Origin of the sequence: Pseudomonas sp. WHRI 8519 (genome assembly GCF_040224055.2) — a bacterium.
Classification (GTDB): domain Bacteria; phylum Pseudomonadota; class Gammaproteobacteria; order Pseudomonadales; family Pseudomonadaceae; genus Aquipseudomonas; species Aquipseudomonas putida_X.
In genome coordinates this window covers 1,596,673-1,612,508 of sequence record NZ_CP167996.1, presented here as the reverse complement: position 1 = coordinate 1,612,508, position 15,836 = coordinate 1,596,673, and the positions used below count along the sequence as shown (strand labels likewise).

Here is a 15,836-nt window from a genome sequence, read left to right as displayed (position 1 = left end):
TGATCATATTCAAGGACCTGCATGAACGCCGACACCCAAGCTTCTTGCGACGAGCTGCTGCTGGACAACCAGGTCTGCTTCGCCCTGCACTCCACCTCGTTGCTGATGACCAAAGTCTACAAGCCACTGCTGCAGGCCTTGGGCCTGACTTACCCGCAGTACCTGGCCATGCTCGTGCTGTGGGAACAGGACGGCCTGACCGTGGGCGAGATCAGCCAGCACCTGCTCACCGACCCCGGCTCGCTCACTCCATTGCTCAAGCGCCTGGAAAGCGAAGGCCTGCTCAAGCGGACCCGTAGCCGCGAGGATGAACGGGTGGTGCTGGTGCAACTGACCGACAAGGGGCGCGCGCTGCAGCAGCAGGCCAAAGAGGTGCCGCAATGCATTCTCAAGGCCAGCGGCCGCAGCCTGGAGCGTCTGCAACAACTGCAGGCCGACCTGCTGGAGTTGCGCGACAGCCTGCAAAAGAACCTCTGACGGCTATGCTGTGCAATGCCCGTTCGGACGAGCGGTGAAGATTTATCTTGCGCGCAAACTAATTGCGCGCTAATTTAAATCCCGTACCCACCCGATGCCCCCCCGCCTGATGCGGGGCGCACAGCACACTAGCGAGGCTCAAAATGCACAAGGTCACTCCGCTGTACATCGCAGAAGCCACCTCCACTGGCGGTCGCGACGGTAAATCCCGCTCCAGCGACGGCAAGCTGGAAGTCAAGCTGAGCACCCCCAAGGAACTGGGCGGCGCGGGCGGTGACGGCACCAACCCCGAGCAGATGTTCGCCGCCGGCTATTCGGCCTGCTTCATCGGCGCACTGAAGTTCGTCGCCGGCCAAGAGAAAAAGCAACTGCCTGGCGACGCTTCGATCACCGCCAAGGTGGGCATTGGCCAGATTCCTGGTGGCTTCGGCCTGGATATCGACCTGCACATCAACCTGCCAGGCCTGTCCCAGGCTGACGCAGAAGGCCTGGTGGAGAAGGCGCACCAGGTGTGCCCTTACTCCAATGCCACCCGCGGCAATGTGGATGTCAGGCTGCATGTAACGGTCTGAATACAGGTATAAAAAAACCCGGCCGAGGCCGGGTTTTTTGTGCACATCACAAGAAGGATTACTTCTTGGAACGGCCCTTGAAGCTGTTGTCGCGAGTGTCGATGTCGATCCACTCGTCGATCTGGATGAAGTCGGCAACCTGGATCTCGGTACCGTTCTTCAGCTTGGCAGGCTTCATCACCTTGCCCGAGGTGTCGCCACGCGCAGCGTTCTCGGTGTAGACAACCTGACGGCTGATGGTGGTCGGCAGCTCTACCGACACCAGACGGCCTTCGAAGAAGACGGCTTCGCAGATGTCTTCCATGCCTTCTTCGATGTACGGCAGAACGGCGTCGATGTCTTCGGCGTTCAGTTCGTACATGGTGTAGTCGGTGGTGTCCATGAAGGTGTACGAGTCACCGCTGATGAACGACAGGGTCGCTTCTTTGCGATCCAGGATCACGTCGTCCAGCTTGTCGTCCGCACCGTAAACGGTTTCGGTCTTGTAGCCGGTCAGCAGGTTTTTCAGTTTGGTCTTCATGATCGCGCTGTTGCGACCCGATTTGGTGAACTCGGCTTTCTGAACCAGCCACGGGTCGTTGTCGATCCGCAGTACGGTACCGGGTTTCAGTTCTTTACCAGTTTTCATTACGAAGTATCCGAATCTGGATGGATTTATAAAAATCGAGGCCGCATATCATAGCCAATTTCGGTAAAACTGTACCAGCGCCTTGGCGAGGTCCGGCCGAGCGGCTTGGCGCGCCGCCCATTCACGGGCATGCCGCTGCAGTTCCGGCCAGTGTTTACGGGCCCCTTGCCAGGCCTGGTGCATGTCGTGGTTCATGTTCCAGGCGCGCCACAAGGCCACCATCGCCTCGCCGGCAGCATCCGACAGGCCCTGTCGATAAAGCCCGAGGAACGCGTCGAGCTTTTCCCAGTGGGCGTTTTCCTCTTGCACGTAGATGTGCCACAGCATCGGCCGGCCGGCCCATTGCGCGCGCACGAACGAGTCCTCGCCACGCACGGCATTGAAGTCGCAGCTCCACAGCAGGCGGTCATAGTCGTCCTGGCTGACGAACGGCAGGATCTGCACCGTCAGCGCCCCCCGCTGAAACACATCACCGACCTTGAGCCCCGACTCGCCCAGCCAATTGGCCAGGTCCGGAAGAATCCGGCCTTGCGGTACCAACAGTTGGGTGGCACAGGTGTCCGTGGCCAATGCATCGAGCCAGCTGCCCAATTGTGGGTTTTCATAGGCGAACAACGAGGCCAGTTGCGCGCCGGCCTGCACGTCCACACCCAAGCCCTGCAGGAAGGCGGCTCGCGCCTGTGGCGATTGCTCGAAGGCCTGGCGCTGCGCCAGCAACGCAGCCTCGCGTAGCAGCCCGCCAGTTTTCTCGGTAAAGCCTGGGAAGAAAAACACCTTGCGCAGGCCATTGGGCTGCGGCGACGGCAAGCCGTGGCAACCCTCCACCCAGTCCTCGGCACTGAGGTAATCGAGGTTAAGCCATAGGATCGGCTTGGCACGGGCGCGCATCGCTTCGACGTACTGAACGGGCAGCTGGCAGGCAAAGGCACCGATTACCACATCGGCGGGCGCTACCGGCTGCCACTCGCCAGGCCAGGCGCGCACCTCCACACCCTGCTGCCATTGCTGTGCGGCGCTGGCGTCGGCACCTGGGCACAGGGGTACGAAAGCCCCCAGGTCGTCTACCCACAGCCGCACCGCCAGCCCATGCTCGGCCACCAGCTGCCGGGCCAGGCGCCAGGTCACGCCTATATCACCGTAGTTGTCCACGACACTGCAGAAAATGTCCCAGGTGACCTTCATGTGCCCTGCCCTCGCCCTGCGCAAAATCACGAATTCTGCGGTTAAATTGTCGCTGACAAAAGCACCAACGCTGAAAAAGCGCCCGACGCCATGCCACAATGGCTTCATAACGCCTGCCAGGAGGCCGCCATGCCCCGCCATCGTGAACTGCAAATAACCCTCAAGCCGGTGCAACTGACCCTGTGCGTGGCGCTGGGCCTATGGCTTGGGGCCGTGGCCATCGCGCTGAGCCTGTGGCTGGCCGTGCACCTGTGGCCCGAGCAGGTGCAGCCGGTGGCACAGGCCGTCGCCCCGGCCCTGGCCCGGCCAGCGGCCCCGCCGGCGCAACCGGCGGATGCGCAAAGCGAGATGTTCGAGCGTTACAAGGCCATCCTGCACAAGCAGGAACTGCAACAGGCGGCCGAGGCCGCACAAGGCAACCCGCGCAACCTAAACAGCCCCAAGTGCCAGTTCTGGCTGTCGCAAAACCGCACCGCGCCGACCGACAAGAGCCAGGCCAACGTGCTGGAGTTCTGTTACTGATCATGAACAAGGCCACCCTGCTCACGCGTATCGTTGCAGCCCTGGAAAGCGACATGGACGTATTGCGCCGCGCAGCGCAAACCGCCTACGAAACCGCCACCGCCGAAGAAAACATCGCTGAAAACAAATACGACACCCTTGGCCTGGAGGCGTCCTACCTGGCCACTGGCCAGGCGCGGCGCACGGCCGAGATTCGCCAGGCGCTGCTGATCTACCAGCAGTTAGTGCTGCGCGACTATGACCCGGCGCGGGGGGTACAGATCGGCAGCCTGGTGACCTTGGAAGATGAAGCGGGGGCTCAGCGGCAAGTGTTCCTGGGGCCGGAGGCGGCCGGGTTGAAGATTGGCGAGGGGAACGCCCTGGTGACGGTCATTACCCCGCGCTCACCGCTAGGCCAGCAGTTAATCGGTAAAAAGGTCGATGACGAGGTTGGCCTTGGGGCGCAACTGTTCTTCATCGTCGAGGTTGCCTGAACCGGCCCCATCGCCGGCAAGCCGGCTCCCACAATGACCGCGCAGCCCGCGAGTTCCGGCGCTGTATCTGTGAGAGCAACTGTCCTGCTCAACGTCCAAATGCTGGCACGCTCCAGGTGGGAGCCGGCTTGCCGGCGATGGGGCCGGCCCTGCCAACGGCCGCCTAACCGGCAAGGGCATCGAATGTGCGGGCCAACCCAGCATCAGCGAACTGCTCTTGCACAAACTCGATGAACGCCCGGGTCTTGCCGGGCAGTAGCTTGTGCTCGGCGTAATACAGGCTGATGTACCCATCATCCACATACCAATCCGGCAACACCCTCTGCAGCTGGCCCGCCTGCAGGTAAGGCACGGCGAACGGCAGGCTGACCAATGCAATGCCCAAGCCCTGCTGGGCTACGGCGCACGCTGCATCAGAGTCACTCATGGTCATCGCCTGGCGCAACAGCAGCGGCTGCTGCGCTTGCCAACGGCTGGTCAGCGGCCATGATCGCACGCGGCCGGTCTGCGGTGAACGAATCAAGATGCCGGCATGGCGCTCCAGCACCTGCGGGTCGTCAATGACCGGATGCTGGCTCAAGTACCCAGGGGCGGCCACCAACACACGATGGGCAGGGGTCAGCCGGCGCGCCACGACCCCCAGTGGTAACTCGAAACCGCCGCCAATCGCAGCGTCGAAACCTTGGCCGATCAGGTCTACCTGACGGTTGTCGAAATGCCAGTCCGGGGTGATCGCCGGGTAGCGCCGCAAGAATTCACCCAGCAGCGGCAATACATACAGCCTGCCGAATACCGTCCCCATGCTCACCCGCAACAGCCCCGCCGGCTGGCCTTCAGCGCTGGCCAGGTTGGCCACGGCGTACTGGATGGTACGAAAACTGTCACTGACCTCCCCTAAAAACCGCTGCCCGGCTTCAGTCAAGGTCAGCTTACGGGTACTACGCTGGAACAGCCGCACACCGAGGCGTGCTTCCAGTTGGGCGACATGCTTGCCCACCGCCGCGGGGGTGATGCTCAAACGGCGCGCCGCCTCGGCGAAGCTGCCCACCTCGGCGCTGCGGATGAAACACTCAAGGGCGTTGAACGACTCCAGTGCCATGATTACCAACCAAAGGTTTACTCTGATAATAGTGATTGCCATCTTATCAGCAGGTAATCATCGGTCGATACTGCACCCATCCAAGGCAATCGGCCTTGCTTCCAGCAGGAGATCAGCATGTCCAAGCAACTCACTCTCGAAGGCAAAGCAGCCCTGGTGCAGGGCGGCTCACGCGGTATCGGCGCTGCCATCGTCCGCCGCCTGGCCCGTGAAGGCGCGCAGGTCGCCTTCACATACGCAAGCTCCGAAGGCCCGGCCAACGACCTGGTAGCAGAAGTCATAGCAGCAGGCGGCCAGGCACTGGCACTGCGCGCAGACAGCGCAGACGCCGCCGCAGTGCAGCTGGCAGTGGACGACACGGTAAAAGCCTTCGGCCGCCTCGATATCCTGGTCAACAATGCAGGCGTACTGGCCGTGGCGCCGCTGACCGAATTCGACCTGGCAGACTTCGACCGCACGCTGGCCATCAACGTGCGCAGTGTGTTCGTCGCCAGCCAGGCCGCCGCCCGCTACATGGGCCAGGGCGGGCGCATCATCAACATCGGCAGCACCAATGCCGAACGGATGCCGTTCGCCGGCGGGGCACCCTATGCCATGAGCAAGTCGGCATTGGTCGGGCTTACCAAAGGCATGGCACGCGACCTGGGGCCACAGGGCATCACCGTGAACAACGTACAACCGGGGCCGGTGGATACCGACATGAATCCGGCCAGCGGCGAGTTTGCCGAAAGCCTGATCCCTCTGATGGCGATCGGCCGTTATGGGCAGGTGGATGAAATTGCCAGCTTCGTGGCCTACCTGGCGGGGCCTGAGGCGGGTTACATCACCGGAGCGAGCCTTACAGCCGACGGCGGCTTTGCGGCCTGATCGAATGCCTCGCCCGCTGGCGTCCAGCCTGAACCGCCCAGATACTGGACGCCACATACCCTTGCCCGCTCCGAGATTTTCATGCCCTCCCCAACCTTGAGCCGCGCCCTGATCCTGCTGATGGCCACCGCCACCGGCCTGGCCGTGGCCAGCAACTATTACGCGCAGCCGCTGCTGCACAGCATCGCCGAACAGTTCGGCCTGAGCACCGCCAGCGCCGGCAGCATCGTCATCGCCGCCCAACTCAGCTACGGTGCGGGCCTACTGCTGCTGGCGCCTTTGGGCGACCTATTCGAGCAGCGCCGCCTGATCGTGATCATGTCGGTGATTTCCACCCTGGGCCTGGTGATCAGCGCCTGCGCCCCCAACCTGCCCTGGCTGCTGCTGGGGACGGCGCTCACCGGGCTGTTCTCGGTGGTGGCGCAGATCCTCGTGCCCATGGCCGCAACCCTGAGCGAGCCGCATCAACGTGGGCGCGCGGTAGGCACGCTGATGAGCGGCCTGCTGCTGGGCATCCTGCTCGCGCGCACCGCTGCCGGCTTCATGGCCGAACTGGGTGGCTGGCGCAGCATCTATGTGCTGGCCGCAGTGCTGATGGCCGTCACTGCCATTGCCCTGTACCGCAGCCTGCCGCAACACCACAGCCATGCAGGGCTTAAGTACCCGGCACTGATCGGCTCGGTATTCCGCCTGTTCATCGAGGAGCCGTTACTGCGCCTGCGCTCGCTGTTGGGGTTGCTGGCCTTCAGCCTGTTCGGGCTGTTCTGGACGCCGCTGGCGTTTCTACTGGCGCGTGAGCCCTATCATTATTCCGATGCGATGATCGGCCTGTTTGGCCTTGCCGGCGCGGCGGGTGCCCTTTCGGCCAACTGGGCCGGCCGCCTGGCTGACCGCGGCAAAGGCTCGCTGGGCACCACCGTGGGCCTGGTAGCGCTGTTGTTGGCGTGGATACCGCTGGGCTTCGCGCAAAGCTCGCTACTGGCCTTGCTGCTCGGCGTACTGCTGCTGGACCTGGCCGTGCAACTGGTGCATGTGAGCAACCAGAATGCGGTCATCGCCTTGCGCCCCGAAGCACGCACCCGGCTCAATGCCGGTTACATCACCTGTTATTTCATCGGTGGCGCGCTAGGCTCCTTGCTGGGCACACAGCTGTTCCAGTACCAAGGCTGGATGGGCATCGTGACGGCGGGGCTTGCGATCGGGGCACTGGCACTGCTGGTGTGGGGGTGGGCCGAACGCACGCGCAAGCGCGCCGCGAACGCCGGTGCGGCATGACACCGCAACCCTCCGTCGCCTGCCCGTTGACTTGCCCGCCGCCCCGGCGCTTCAGTAGGTGTTGATCAAAACCCCTTTCACTGACAGGACGACTCAATGACAAGACTCACGGTGCAATCCGGCGATTTCTTGCAAGGTGAAGGCGAGTATCGCAATGGATCGCTCACACTCAAGACACCGCGCAGCCCCTCGCCTGGCGAGCGGATTTCCCTTACCCGCATCAGCGACCTGCGCCTGGCCAGCCTGGAATCCAATCGCAACCTGGGGACCGCCCTCGGCTGGGGCATGGCCGGCGCCCTGGTGGCTGGCCCAGTGGGCCTGCTGGCCGGGCTATGGCTGGGCGGCAAGGAGGAAGAAGCCACCTTCCTGGCGACCTTCAAGGACGGCCGCAAGCTGATGGCCAGTACCGATGGCAAGACCTGGTCCAAGATCGACGACAGCTGGCGCCAGCATCGGCACCCGCCCGCGGGGGATTGAACAACTTCAGGCGTACGGGGTGATACGCGCCTGATAACATGAGCGTTTTTTGACTGCACGGGCCCATTCGCGGGCTTACCCGCGAGTGGGCCCGTGCGTGCTCACCGCTCAAGGACCCCAGCATGCCCCTGCCCCACCCCCGCCTGCCCCTGAGCCTGCTCAGCCTGGGCCTGGCCCTGCACAGCCCCCAAGGCCTGGCCCAGGACAGTGTCACACTCGCCCCGGTGCAGGTATCCGACACCTACGGCAACGACGGCTATCAAGTAACCGACGCTGCGGTAGGCGGGTTTCAGGCAGCCCCCCTGCTCGACACCCCGGCATCGGTCAGTGTTTTCAGCCAGCAACTGATCGAAGACCGCCAGGTACGCACACTCAGCGAAGTGCTGCACAGCGATGCCTCGGTCGGCGAAAGCTACGCCCCGATCGGCTATTACGAAAACTTCAACGTGCGCGGCTTCGAGCTCAATGCCGCCAGCAGCTACCGCATCAATGGCCAGACCATCGCCGGCGAGCAGAACGTGGCGCTGGAGAACAAGCAGCAAGTCGAACTGCTCAAGGGCCTGTCGGGCCTGCACAGTGGCGTGTCGGCGCCCGGCGGGCTGATCAATTACGTGACCAAGCGCGCCGAGGATGTGCGCAGCGTAACGGTATCGACCAACGAACAGGGCGAGCGCTACCTGGCCACCGACCTGGGCGGCTGGTTTGGCAGTGAGCGGCAGTTCGGGCTGCGCGCCAACCTCGCCCACGAAGACATCCGCTCCTACGTCGACCATGCCGACGGCAAGCGCGACTTTGCCTCGCTGGCGTTCGATTGGCAGATCAACCCTGATGCCACCTTGCAGCTCGATGCCGAATACCAGCACCGCGAACAGCGCTCGGTACCGGGTTATCAACTGCTTGGCGGCAGCGAAGTACCCCATGGGATCGACCCGGACGACCGCCTGGCCTACCAGCACTGGGCCAAGCCGGTACAGAACGATTCACTGAACCTGGGCGGGCGTTTCCAGTACCGTTTCAACGATACCTGGAGCGGCACACTGAGCGCCTCGCGCAGCAAGGTCGTCATCGATGACTACAGCGCGTTCGCCTGGGGCAGCGAAGACGGCTGGCAGTCTCACTTCAGCCCAGAGGGCGACTACGACATCTACGACTTCCGCAGCCCTGACGACACCCGCCGCACCGACGAAGCGCAAGCGATGCTCGACGGCCGCTTCGACGCGCTCGGCGTGAGCCATGAACTGACGGTGGGCGCCAGCGCTCAACGCCGCACGCTGGATCAACGCCCCTACTACAACCAGCTGGTCGGCAGCGGCAACATCTACACCGGCGCGCCCGCCGTAGCGCCCTCGGACCTGCCGGTCGGTGCCAGCGAGCGGCGCCTGGACAGCCGCCAGTACGGCCTGTTCATCAACGACCGCATCACCTTCAGCGAACAGTGGCAGGCCGTGCTCGGCGCCCGTGAAGTGCGCCTGGACGAAAAAACCTGGGACGAAACGGGCCTGGCCGGGCGCCATACCCGGCAATACCAGTTGCTGCCCAATGCCGCGCTGATCTACAAGCCGCGCCAGGACACCACCGTGTATGCCAGCTACTCCAAGGGCCTGTCCGCAGGGGGCACCGCGCCTTGGTATGCCAGCAATGCGGCAGAAATCCTTGCCCCTACCCTCTCGCATCAGCTTGAGCTGGGCATCAAGCGCGACTGGCAGGGCATGAGTTTCAGCGCCGCGCTGTTCCAGATCCGCCAGGCCTATCAATACGCCCGCCCTGAAGACGACGGCAGCTTCACCTATGTACAGCAGGGCCAGCAGAAGAACATCGGCCTGGAGCTGGGCGCCAGCGGCTGGGTGACCTCGAACCTGCAGGTCCAGGCCAGCGCCGCAGCGATTCGCGCCCGGGTGAAAAACAGCGGTACCGATGCCTACGAAGACCACCAGGCGATCAACGTGCCGCGCCTGCGTGCCGCCCTGCAAGCCGACTACAGCCTGCCGGTCCCGGGCCTGGCGCTGCTGGGCGGGGCGCGATACAGCGCCAGCAAGTATGCGAGCCAGGCGGGGAATGTACAGGTCGGGGGCTATACCGTGTTCGACGTGGGGAGCCGCTATCGCACGCGTATCGGGGGCTATGACACCGTGCTGCGCCTGACCGTGGACAACGTGTTCGACAAGCGCTACTGGCGGGATGTGGGGGACTACCTGGGGGACAACTATCTTTTCCAGGGTGCGCCCAGGACCGCACGCGTGTCGGCCGTGGTGAGCTTCTAGGGCAGCTAGTAGCAATGGGGTGCTGGCAGGGGCGCACATGCCCCTGCGCGCCCCGCTGGGGCAAAAACCCCAGCAAACAAAAAGCCCCCAGGCTTTTCAGCGTGGGGGCTCTTCGTAGAATGTGGCGGTGAAGAAGGGATTTGAACCCTTGATACGATTTCTCGTATACACACTTTCCAGGCGTGCTCCTTCGACCACTCGGACACTTCACCGTTTCTCTTCAAGCCATTCAGCCTGTCGAGGCGCGCTAATTTAGTAGAAGACCTTTTCTTTGGCAAGCATTTTTTTCAGTTTTTTCATGCATTTAAGCCAAACCACGGAAAACCCCAGGCTGCCAGGGCAAAGCTGCCAATCTCGCCAGCGCTTTTACCGCAACCGCACGCCCTGCCCTGATTGCGCAAGGCATCAAGGCCGGTCGCTGACTGGCTGGTCAGCCTTGCTGCTTTACCTGGCCCGCAGCGCTGGGTAACGTCGTCGCCACGCCCCCTAAAGGACTCTAGCCATGAGCGAGCTGATTACCTACCACGCCGAAGACGGCATCGCCACCCTGACCCTCAACAACGGCAAGGTCAACGCTATCTCGCCGGATGTCATCACGGCCTTCAACGCGGCCCTGGACCGCGCCAAGGAAGATCGCGCCGTGGTCATCATCACCGGCCAGCCGGGCATTCTGTCTGGCGGCTACGACCTTAAAGTGATGACCGCAGGCCCCAAGGAAGCCATCAGCCTGGTCACCGCCGGCTCCACCCTGGCCCGTCGCCTGCTCTCTCACCCGTTCCCGGTGATCGTCGCCTGCCCCGGCAACGCCGTGGCCAAGGGCGCCTTCCTGTTGTTGTCCGCCGACTACCGCATCGGTGTCGAGGGGCCGTACAAGATCTGCCTGAACGAAGTGCAGATCGGCATGACCATGCACCACGCCGGCATCGAACTGGCCCGCGACCGCCTGAGCCGCGCAGCCTTCCAGCGCTCGGTGAACAATGCCGAAATCTTCGACCCGCATGGCGCGATGCAAGCGGGCTTTCTCGACAAGGTGGTGCCGGCCGAGCAGTTGCACGACACCGCACTGGCCGCTGCACGTGAATTGAAGAAGCTGAACATGCTGGCGCACAAGAACACCAAGCTGAAGGTGCGCAAGGGCCTCTTGGACGCCCTGGATGAGGCCATCCAGCTGGACCAGCACCCTGTGGGTTGAGCCTCAGGCCCTCTGGCCGATACGCGGCCCAGAGGGCCACTGGAGCGAACCCAAGGTTTGCCCAACCCAGTGCACAGCCGTACACTGCACCGCGACTGTCTGGTGTGAGCCAAACCATGCTTTATTGCCTTCGCATGCTCCTGCTGGCGCTGCACTTCCTGCTGGTCGGGGCCATTGGCCTGCTGATCGGCGTGCTGCGCCCCTTCAACCGCGACAACAGCCGCATTTTCGCCCGCCTTTACAGCCTGCCGGCCACCCGGCTGCTGGGCATCGAGGTCAAGGCCGAAGTCGGCCCGCTGGCTGACCAGCCACCCGGCTGTGTGATCATCGCCAACCACCAGTCCAACTTCGACCTGTTCATCCTCGGCCATGTGGTGCCCCGGCGCACGGTCGCCATCGGCAAGAAAAGCCTCGGCTGGATCCCACTGTTCGGGCAGTTGTTCTGGTTGGGCGGCAATGTGCTGGTGGACCGCAAGAATGCTTACCAGGCGCGCAAGGCCATGCAGGTGACCACGCGTATCCTGCGTGACGACACGTCGATCTGGATCTTCCCTGAGGGCACGCGCAACCCGTCAGACCAGTTGCTGGCGTTCAAGAAAGGCGCCTTCCACATGGCGCTCGAGGCGGGCGTACCGATCGTGCCGGTGTGCGTCAGCCGCTATGCGCGCCGTTTGGGGCTCAACAGCTGGCGACGCCGCACGGTGATCGTGCGCTCACTGCCGCCGATCGCTACTGAAGGGCTGACCCAGCAAGACCTCCCGGCCTTGATCGAGCAGTGCCGCGGGCAGATGCAGCAGTGCATCGACCACATGGAAGGCGAGTTGGCCAAGCGCTAGGTTGCCCTCAGCGCCCCTACGGCCCAAGCTGTACATCGTGTGCAACCAAACAAGTGGATAACCATGGGTCGAGTCGTGGCATCGGCGGTGTACAGCGCCGGCAGAAAAGTCACCAACATCAGCATCGACGAGGGCAGCGAGTGGGCACGCAAGCCCGGGCATTTCGTCTGGATCGGCCTGGAAGAGCCCAATGCCGAGGAACTGGCCAACCTGCAGTGCCAGTTCAACCTGCACGAACTGGCCATCGAGGACGCGCTGGAGAAACACAGCCGGCCCAAGCTCGAAACCTTCGGCGACGCGCTGTTCATCGTCACCTATTCGCCCGTGCGCCATGAGGGCAAGCTGGAGTTCATCGAAACCCACATCTTCGCCGGCAACGGCTACGTCATCACCTGCCGCAATGGCCACTCCAAATCCTATGCCCTGGTGCGCCAACGCTGCGAGGCGCGCCCCTTGCTGTTGGAGCACGGCGAAGATTTCGTGCTTTACGCACTGCTGGACTTCGTCACCGAAAACTACCAACCGGTCAGCGAAGCTATCCATGGCGAGATCGAAGAGCTGGAGCAGAGTGTGCTCACCGGCTCATTGCTCGAAGACGACATCCGCCGCCTGCACAGCCTGCGCCGCGACATCCTGCGCCTGCGCCGCTATGTGGCGCCCATGGTGGAGGTGAGCGAGGAACTGCAGCGCCTGAGCTTCCCGTTCATCGACAAGAACATGCGCCCCTACTTTCGCGACGTGCAGATCCACGTGACGCGGCAGATGGAAGACCTGGTCGGGATCCGCGACATCGCCAGCCAGACCATCGAGATCGGCATGCTGCTGGAGTCACGGCGGCAAAGCATCGTGCAGCGCAAGTTCGCAGCGTGGGCGGCGATCTTGGCGTTCCCCACGGCGATTGCTGGGATCTACGGGATGAACTTCCAGAACATGCCGGAGCTTGGCTGGCATTACGGGTATTTTGCGGTGCTGGGGGTGATCGGGCTGGGATGCGCCGGGCTGTTCGCCAGCTTCAAGCGCTCCGGCTGGCTGTAGCGTGTCGGGGCTGCGTTTGCAGCCCCTGTGCATCAGGCAGCGCTGTCGCTGGCCTTGGTTGGCTGCTGGATGAAGCGCATCATCCACTCACCGACCAGGTCGCCCTGGTGTTCAGTGGCCAGGCTAGCCACCGCCTTGTGGTAAACCTCATCCCCCAGGTATTCCTGACGCGCATCGAGCAAGGCCCGCGAATAGTCGTGGACGAACTCTGGGTGCCCCTGGAAACACAGCACCTGATCGCGGATGTGATACGCCGCGTTCGGGCAGAAATCGCTGGAGGCGATTACCGTAGCGCCTTCAGGCAGTTCGGTGACCTGGTCCTGGTGGCTGATCAGCAAGGTCAGCTCGGACACCTCAGGGTCCATCCACGGCGCATGTGCCGCCAGCGAATAGCGGTGGATGCCCACGCCCCAGCCCTTGTCAGCCCGCTCGGCCTTGCCACCCAGGGTCAACGCCAGCAGCTGATGGCCGAAGCACACACCCAGCAGCTTTTCGCCGCGCTGGTACAGCTTGAGCAGATACGCCTTGAGGGTCTGGATCCATGGATCTGAACCGAACGAGTCCGCCTTGCTGCCTGTCACAAGGTAGGCATCGAAACGTTCGTCGTCGGCGGGGTAGTCGCCGTTCATCACGTTGTACACACGAAACTCGGCTGCAATCGGCTGCCGCGAGAAGAGCTGCTCGAACATCCTGCCGTAGCCCTGGTACTGCGCGGTCAACTCCGGTCGCAGGACATCGGTCTCAAGGATGCAGATGCGTAACGACATAGGGATAGTCCTGAACGACATGGGTGGGAATCAGCTGTAGAGACTGCCGTGAAAGGCACGTACAAGCAAGTAGGCTGCACTGACGAACGGTCACATTTTGTCGGATGGGCGCCGGGTATTGCGCCCCTGTCTAGCCAGAGCGTGTCAGAGGGCTGGCTTTTTGCCTCATGCCATCGGGCAATCAGTATGCAAGGTCAATAGAACAAAGGGTTCTTAAACATGGATGACGTTCACCCTACTGTTGGTTGTATATCGATTCAAAGAGGTCAGTGGTAAAGCGTGCAGGCACGCTGCGGTGATCGACCCGAAACGCGACAGGGAAGCCAACGGGTATTCAGGAATAACAACAAGAAGGCGGTCCGCCATGTTCAGACAATCGAAAATTCGCCAAGCTGGGCTCATCTTATTCGCCACGACGTTGCTGTTGATCTTGCCGAACCTGACACGTTTGTTCGGATGACGATGGCTGTGGCCTCAAGGGGCAACGCAGAGGTAACCTGCCGGCCATGACGGTCGGAGCCTCCCTATGCGCCTGTTTTTTGCCCTGCTAGCCCTTTTCCTCAGCCTGCCCCTGCAGGCGGCGCAACTGCACCTGGAACTCGATGGCACATCGCGCACCCTGGACAGCGCCGAGTTGCTGCGCATGCCGCAAGCACGCGACATAAACATCGAACAGGACGTGTCCTACAAACGGCCCATGCGTTACCGCGCTGTGCCGCTGGCCACGCTGTTGCAAGGGATCCAGGCAGATGATCACCTGCAAGCCGTGGCGCTGGACGGTTTCGCGGCCGAAATGCCGGCCGCGCCGTTGCTGCAGAAGGGCCCGGCACGCGCCTGGCTGGCCATCGAGGACCCCGCCGCGCCGTGGCCGGCACTGGGCAAGGGCAAACCCAGCGCCGGGCCGTTCTACCTGGTGTGGACCGCACCGCAGGCAAGCGGCATTCGCCCTGAGCAATGGCCATTCCAGATTGCCACGATCCGCCGCCTGGCGACGGTGGAGCAACGCTTCCCGGCACTGCTGCCTGACCCCAAGCTGCCGGCCGAAGACCCGGTGCGCCAGGGCTTTGCCCTGTTTCAGCAAAACTGCCTGGCCTGCCATCGGCTCAATGGTGCGGGGGATGCCCAGTTCGGCCCGGACCTGAACGTGCCGCATAACCCGACCGAGTATTTCCAGCCGGGGTTCCTGCGCCAGTACATTCGCGACCCGCAAAGCCTGAGGCAGTGGCCCCAGGCGCGGATGCCGGGGTTTGCCGAAAGTGTATTGAGTGAAAAGGAATTGGATGCCCTGCTGGCTTACCTGGGGCATATGGCCAAGCGCAGGCCTTGAAGGCCAATCGCCGGCAGGCCGGCGACTGGGTCGGGCGGCAAACGCAGCCCGGTGGGTTTCAGGCTATTGGCCGTTCTTGCTTGACGCCCCACCCCTCGACCTCGCCGCCGTAGGGTGACACGACCTGCTCGAAGGCCTCTTCGAAGTCGCCGATACCGCCATAGGTGGCATACATGATCTTGCTCAATTCCAGGTGCCACACACCATCATCCCGTTCTCGCACCTGAGCATTGAGCGACTCACCACGAAACTGCCCGGCCGCGCGTCGCGCGCCGGCTTCATCTGGAAATACCGCGTAGAACTCGATGGGGTGGATACGGCTGAAGTCGAAACCGCCAGCTTTCATCTGACGCAGGACATTGCTGCTGATATCGTCGTTCTGGCTGCTCATGAATCGTCCTCCTGAATAAAGCAATGGATAGACTTTCCGTGCACTACGCACCTGCCGGCATTGCCGTGCAGTTCGAGCTGATGCAAGACGCGAATTGACAGGTGCAGCCCCGCAGAACAGGCCAACACCTCCCACTAGCGTAGTGCCTGGTGCGGCACCACGCCAACCGTGCGGGTCAGGAAGACTCCTGGATACGGGTGATGACCACGCCGTTCTGCTCCTTGAGCCAACGTGCGGTGGGGGATGGGGCACGGTCCTGGAAGTCGTTGAGGTCCAGCTCATCCATGACCGGGAAAAGATGCGAACGTATGGCACGGGCTGCCTCTTCCTCGCTGGGGCACTGTTCGCCGTGCATCAGCAATGTGGTTGGCTCGCCTTTCTGGTCGGCAAAGATGACTTCCCACTCTTTCATTGAATAGCCCTCTCAAGCAGAGAACATCGGGGGTGACGCCTGT

18 protein-coding genes and 1 tRNA gene are annotated in these 15,836 nt (G+C 62.8%); 12 read left to right on the top strand and 7 right to left on the bottom strand.

Annotation, left to right across the window (positions count from 1 at the left end; all coding sequences use genetic code 11):
• The first annotated feature begins 21 nt into the window (after positions 1–21).
• Positions 22–477, top strand: coding sequence for a MarR family winged helix-turn-helix transcriptional regulator (locus tag ABRP30_RS07325; protein WP_012313381.1), 456 nt, complete (start codon positions 22–24; stop codon positions 475–477).
• A 143-nt stretch (positions 478–620) separates the two neighbouring features.
• Positions 621–1,049 carry an organic hydroperoxide resistance protein gene (locus ABRP30_RS07320; protein WP_349976104.1) on the top strand — a complete coding sequence of 143 codons (429 nt, stop codon included), beginning with the start codon at positions 621–623 and terminating at the stop codon, positions 1,047–1,049.
• Positions 1,050–1,107: 58 nt separating this feature from the next.
• Here ABRP30_RS07320 and efp read toward each other — a convergent pair whose 3' ends face one another.
• Both efp and earP read right to left on the bottom strand, forming a co-directional pair.
• Entirely contained in the window at positions 1,108–1,677 is a 570-nt protein-coding gene (gene efp, locus ABRP30_RS07315) for an elongation factor P (RefSeq protein WP_012271109.1), read from the bottom strand.
• Positions 1,678–1,725: 48 nt separating this feature from the next.
• Complete coding sequence (gene earP / locus ABRP30_RS07310; RefSeq protein ID WP_349976103.1) at positions 1,726–2,859, bottom strand: elongation factor P maturation arginine rhamnosyltransferase EarP; 1,134 nt, start codon at positions 2,857–2,859, stop codon at positions 1,726–1,728.
• A gap of 129 nt (positions 2,860–2,988) precedes the next feature.
• Between earP and ABRP30_RS07305 the strand changes: the two genes are divergently transcribed.
• Positions 2,989–3,381 (top strand): hypothetical protein, encoded by a 393-nt coding sequence (locus ABRP30_RS07305; RefSeq protein WP_241802979.1) that lies wholly within the window; start codon positions 2,989–2,991, stop codon positions 3,379–3,381.
• A gap of 2 nt (positions 3,382–3,383) precedes the next feature.
• Positions 3,384–3,854: a GreA/GreB family elongation factor gene (locus ABRP30_RS07300; protein WP_349976102.1), complete on the top strand. Its 471-nt coding sequence runs from the start codon at positions 3,384–3,386 to the stop codon at positions 3,852–3,854.
• Positions 3,855–4,017: 163 nt separating this feature from the next.
• Here ABRP30_RS07300 and ABRP30_RS07295 read toward each other — a convergent pair whose 3' ends face one another.
• Entirely contained in the window at positions 4,018–4,953 is a 936-nt protein-coding gene (locus ABRP30_RS07295) for a LysR family transcriptional regulator (protein ID WP_267821970.1), read from the bottom strand.
• Between the two features lie 117 nt (positions 4,954–5,070).
• Here ABRP30_RS07295 and ABRP30_RS07290 point away from each other — a divergent pair, with 117 nt between their 5' ends.
• The 4 genes from ABRP30_RS07290 to ABRP30_RS07275 all read left to right on the top strand — a co-directional run bounded on the left by ABRP30_RS07290 (position 5,071) and on the right by ABRP30_RS07275 (position 9,833).
• Positions 5,071–5,820, top strand: a complete 750-nt coding sequence (locus ABRP30_RS07290; protein ID WP_241802976.1) for a 3-oxoacyl-ACP reductase family protein — start codon at positions 5,071–5,073, stop codon at positions 5,818–5,820.
• An 81-nt stretch (positions 5,821–5,901) separates the two neighbouring features.
• Complete coding sequence (locus ABRP30_RS07285; RefSeq protein WP_349976100.1) at positions 5,902–7,095, top strand: MFS transporter; 1,194 nt, start codon at positions 5,902–5,904, stop codon at positions 7,093–7,095.
• Between the two features lie 96 nt (positions 7,096–7,191).
• Positions 7,192–7,572, top strand: a complete 381-nt coding sequence (locus tag ABRP30_RS07280; protein ID WP_267821965.1) for a hypothetical protein — start codon at positions 7,192–7,194, stop codon at positions 7,570–7,572.
• Between the two features lie 122 nt (positions 7,573–7,694).
• On the top strand, positions 7,695–9,833 hold the full coding sequence (locus tag ABRP30_RS07275) for a TonB-dependent siderophore receptor (RefSeq protein ID WP_349976098.1): 2,139 nt from the start codon (positions 7,695–7,697) through the stop codon (positions 9,831–9,833).
• A gap of 122 nt (positions 9,834–9,955) precedes the next feature.
• Here ABRP30_RS07275 and ABRP30_RS07270 read toward each other — a convergent pair.
• Positions 9,956–10,045: transfer RNA gene (locus ABRP30_RS07270), tRNA-Ser, on the bottom strand.
• 290 nt (positions 10,046–10,335) lie between these two features.
• On the opposite strand from ABRP30_RS07270, the gene ABRP30_RS07265 reads away from it, so the two are divergent.
• The 3 genes from ABRP30_RS07265 (at position 10,336) to ABRP30_RS07255 (ending at position 12,896) form a co-directional block, all read left to right on the top strand.
• Entirely contained in the window at positions 10,336–11,025 is a 690-nt protein-coding gene (locus tag ABRP30_RS07265; protein ID WP_349976097.1) for a crotonase/enoyl-CoA hydratase family protein, read from the top strand.
• Positions 11,026–11,141: 116 nt separating this feature from the next.
• Positions 11,142–11,861, top strand: a complete 720-nt coding sequence (locus ABRP30_RS07260) for a 1-acyl-sn-glycerol-3-phosphate acyltransferase (protein ID WP_267821961.1) — start codon at positions 11,142–11,144, stop codon at positions 11,859–11,861.
• A 63-nt stretch (positions 11,862–11,924) separates the two neighbouring features.
• On the top strand, positions 11,925–12,896 hold the full coding sequence (locus ABRP30_RS07255; RefSeq protein WP_267821958.1) for a magnesium and cobalt transport protein CorA: 972 nt from the start codon (positions 11,925–11,927) through the stop codon (positions 12,894–12,896).
• A gap of 32 nt (positions 12,897–12,928) precedes the next feature.
• On the opposite strand, the gene ABRP30_RS07250 is transcribed toward ABRP30_RS07255, so the two are convergent.
• Entirely contained in the window at positions 12,929–13,663 is a 735-nt protein-coding gene (locus ABRP30_RS07250; RefSeq protein ID WP_241802969.1) for an amidotransferase, read from the bottom strand.
• Between the two features lie 526 nt (positions 13,664–14,189).
• Here ABRP30_RS07250 and ABRP30_RS07245 point away from each other — a divergent pair.
• Positions 14,190–14,990 carry a cytochrome c gene (locus ABRP30_RS07245; RefSeq protein WP_349976096.1) on the top strand — a complete coding sequence of 267 codons (801 nt, stop codon included), beginning with the start codon at positions 14,190–14,192 and terminating at the stop codon, positions 14,988–14,990.
• Between the two features lie 58 nt (positions 14,991–15,048).
• Here the strand turns inward: ABRP30_RS07245 and ABRP30_RS07240 are convergent, their stop codons facing one another.
• Positions 15,049–15,381: a ribonuclease E inhibitor RraB gene (locus ABRP30_RS07240; RefSeq protein ID WP_241802967.1), complete on the bottom strand. Its 333-nt coding sequence runs from the start codon at positions 15,379–15,381 to the stop codon at positions 15,049–15,051.
• Between the two features lie 175 nt (positions 15,382–15,556).
• Complete coding sequence (locus ABRP30_RS07235; protein ID WP_241802966.1) at positions 15,557–15,793, bottom strand: hypothetical protein; 237 nt, start codon at positions 15,791–15,793, stop codon at positions 15,557–15,559.
• Positions 15,794–15,836: the final 43 nt, after the last annotated feature.

What these genes read in the sequence shown, in the direction of transcription:
- ABRP30_RS07265 (WP_349976097.1), top strand. Translation starts at nt 10,336, where the DNA reads ATGAGCGAGCTGATTACCTACCACGCCGAAGACGGCATCGCCACCCTG.
- ABRP30_RS07280 (WP_267821965.1), top strand. Translation starts at nt 7,192, where the DNA reads ATGACAAGACTCACGGTGCAATCCGGCGATTTCTTGCAAGGTGAAGGC.
- ABRP30_RS07250 (WP_241802969.1), bottom strand. Translation starts at nt 13,663, where the DNA reads ATGTCGTTACGCATCTGCATCCTTGAGACCGATGTCCTGCGACCGGAG.
- earP (WP_349976103.1), bottom strand. Translation starts at nt 2,859, where the DNA reads ATGAAGGTCACCTGGGACATTTTCTGCAGTGTCGTGGACAACTACGGT.
- ABRP30_RS07285 (WP_349976100.1), top strand. Translation starts at nt 5,902, where the DNA reads ATGCCCTCCCCAACCTTGAGCCGCGCCCTGATCCTGCTGATGGCCACC.
- ABRP30_RS07255 (WP_267821958.1), top strand. Translation starts at nt 11,925, where the DNA reads ATGGGTCGAGTCGTGGCATCGGCGGTGTACAGCGCCGGCAGAAAAGTC.
- efp (WP_012271109.1), bottom strand. Translation starts at nt 1,677, where the DNA reads ATGAAAACTGGTAAAGAACTGAAACCCGGTACCGTACTGCGGATCGAC.
- ABRP30_RS07325 (WP_012313381.1), top strand. Translation starts at nt 22, where the DNA reads ATGAACGCCGACACCCAAGCTTCTTGCGACGAGCTGCTGCTGGACAAC.
- ABRP30_RS07275 (WP_349976098.1), top strand. Translation starts at nt 7,695, where the DNA reads ATGCCCCTGCCCCACCCCCGCCTGCCCCTGAGCCTGCTCAGCCTGGGC.
- ABRP30_RS07290 (WP_241802976.1), top strand. Translation starts at nt 5,071, where the DNA reads ATGTCCAAGCAACTCACTCTCGAAGGCAAAGCAGCCCTGGTGCAGGGC.
- ABRP30_RS07305 (WP_241802979.1), top strand. Translation starts at nt 2,989, where the DNA reads ATGCCCCGCCATCGTGAACTGCAAATAACCCTCAAGCCGGTGCAACTG.
- ABRP30_RS07300 (WP_349976102.1), top strand. Translation starts at nt 3,384, where the DNA reads ATGAACAAGGCCACCCTGCTCACGCGTATCGTTGCAGCCCTGGAAAGC.
- ABRP30_RS07260 (WP_267821961.1), top strand. Translation starts at nt 11,142, where the DNA reads ATGCTTTATTGCCTTCGCATGCTCCTGCTGGCGCTGCACTTCCTGCTG.
- ABRP30_RS07235 (WP_241802966.1), bottom strand. Translation starts at nt 15,793, where the DNA reads ATGAAAGAGTGGGAAGTCATCTTTGCCGACCAGAAAGGCGAGCCAACC.
- ABRP30_RS07295 (WP_267821970.1), bottom strand. Translation starts at nt 4,953, where the DNA reads ATGGCACTGGAGTCGTTCAACGCCCTTGAGTGTTTCATCCGCAGCGCC.
- ABRP30_RS07320 (WP_349976104.1), top strand. Translation starts at nt 621, where the DNA reads ATGCACAAGGTCACTCCGCTGTACATCGCAGAAGCCACCTCCACTGGC.
- ABRP30_RS07240 (WP_241802967.1), bottom strand. Translation starts at nt 15,381, where the DNA reads ATGAGCAGCCAGAACGACGATATCAGCAGCAATGTCCTGCGTCAGATG.
- ABRP30_RS07245 (WP_349976096.1), top strand. Translation starts at nt 14,190, where the DNA reads ATGCGCCTGTTTTTTGCCCTGCTAGCCCTTTTCCTCAGCCTGCCCCTG.